At 67.7% G+C, this 436-nt stretch carries 1 protein-coding gene; it reads left to right on the forward strand.

Annotated elements, in window-relative coordinates:
* Nucleotides 1-74 precede the first annotated feature (74 nt).
* Nucleotides 75-436 (forward strand): transglycosylase domain-containing protein (locus tag LPA54_RS39315; protein WP_228985181.1); only part of this gene is annotated, 362 nt, incomplete at its 3' end.

Genomic DNA, 436 nt, shown 5'->3' on the forward strand with positions numbered 1-436 from the left:
CGGTCTGGTACGCGAACGCTCCGAGAGGCCCCTGCTCCTACGACACGTTCATCACAACTGGTTAGGCTGCCCCCATGCCAAAAAAGCGCTCGGGCGGGGGTCTCACCACGACCCAGCAGGCCGCCAAGTTCCTCGGTGTCGCCGCGCTCTCCGGAGCTGTCCTGGCAGGCATCGCGCTGCCCGCAGCCGGAGCGCTGGGGCTCGCCGCGAAGGGGACGGTCGAAGGCTTCGACGAGATCCCCTCCAACCTCAAGACGCCGCCGCTCAGCCAGCGGACCACGATCCAGGACCGCGACGGCGGCACCATCGCCACGGTCTACTCCCGTGACCGCACGGTCGTCCCGCTCAAGGACATCTCGCCGTACATGCAGGACGCGATCATCGCGATCGAGGACTCCCGCTTCTACGAGCACGGCGCGGTCGACCTCAAGGGCAT

This window comes from Streptomyces sp. DH12 (genome assembly GCF_020873895.1).
In the GTDB taxonomy this organism is placed as follows: Bacteria; Actinomycetota; Actinomycetes; order Streptomycetales; family Streptomycetaceae; genus Streptomyces.